Source organism: Micromonospora maritima, assembly GCF_902825405.1.
In the GTDB taxonomy this organism is placed as follows: domain Bacteria; phylum Actinomycetota; class Actinomycetes; order Mycobacteriales; family Micromonosporaceae; genus Micromonospora; species Micromonospora maritima.
In genome coordinates this window covers 1-1358 of the sequence record NZ_CADEAU010000851.1, presented here as the reverse complement: position 1 = coordinate 1358, position 1358 = coordinate 1, and the positions used below count along the sequence as shown (strand labels likewise).

At 75.4% G+C, this 1358-nt stretch carries 1 protein-coding gene; it reads left to right on the top strand.

The window, feature by feature from the left end:
- A partial coding sequence (locus HUW36_RS32965) for an FkbM family methyltransferase (protein ID WP_174531594.1) occupies positions 1-1358 on the top strand: 1358 nt, incomplete at both ends.

Sequence of the window (1358 nt, the reverse complement as noted above, 5' to 3'; positions counted from 1 at the left end):
CTGCCCGGGCTGCTGCTGCTCGGCGGCGAGGCGGTCCCCGACGACCTGTGGTCGGCGGTGGCGGCGCTGCCCGGCGTGCGTGCGGTCAACCTGTACGGCCCGACCGAGTGCACGGTGGACACCACCGTCGCGGAGATCCGCGCGGACGAGCCGCCGACCATCGGCCGGCCGCTGCCCGGCGTCGCGGTCCGGGTGCTCGACGAGCGGCTGCGCCCGGTCCCGCCCGGGGTGGCCGGTGAGCTGTGCGTGGCCGGTCCGCAGCTGGCCGAGGGATACCCGGGCGACCCGGAGGCGACCGCCCGCCGGTTCGTCGCGCTGCCGCTGCCCGACGGCGGCACCGAGCGGGTCTACCGCACCGGCGACCGGGTCCGGTTCGACGCCGGGCGGCGGCTGCGCTACCTGGGCCGGCTCGACGACCAGGTGAAGATCCACGGCTTCCGGGTGGAGCCGGGCGAGGTCGCCGCCGTGCTGCGCGACCACCCGGGGGTGGCCGACGCCGCCGTGGTCGCCCGCGACGACGACGGGTACGGCGACCGGCTGGTCGCCTACGTCCGGTTGCGACCCGGGTCCGCCCCGCTCGACCTCGGGCGGATCGCCGGGATCAACCCGCACGAGACCCGCTACCTGTACGACGAGATCTTCGTCCAGCGGGTCTACCTGCGCGACGGGATCACGCTGCGTCCCGGCGCGACGGTGCTCGACGTGGGCGCGAACATCGGCATGTTCTCGCTCTTCGTGCACCAGGTCTGTCCGGACGCGACGATCCACGCGTTCGAGCCGGTGCCGGACGTGGCCGAGGCGTTGCGCCGCAACGTCGCCACGTTCGCCGTGCCGGCCACGGTGCACGCCCACGGGTTGTCCCGGGCCGCCGGTGAGGTCTCCTTCACCTACTACCCGGGCTACTCGATGATGTCCGGGCACGCCGCGTACGCCGACCCGGACGCCGAGATCGGCGTGATCAAGCGGTTCCTGGCCAACGAGCGTGACGCCGGCGCCGGCGAGCGGGACGTGCTGCTCGACCGGGCCGACGAGCTGCTCGCCGAGCGGTTCGCCGGCCGGGAGCTGACCGTGCCGGTCCGGCCGCTGTCGGCCGTCCTGGACGAGCTGGCCCCGGACCGGATCGACCTGCTGAAGATCGACGTGCAGCGGGCCGAGGCGGACGTGCTCGCCGGGCTCGACGACCGGCACTGGCCGCTCGTCGCGCAGGTCGCCATGGAGGTGCACGACGCCCCCGGCACCGCGACCGCCGGCCGGCTGGCCGAGCTGGTGGCGCTGCTGGAGGCGCGCGGGTTCACCGTGGTCACCCGGCAGGACGACCTGCTCGCCGGCACCGACCGGCACACCCTGCACGCGGTCCG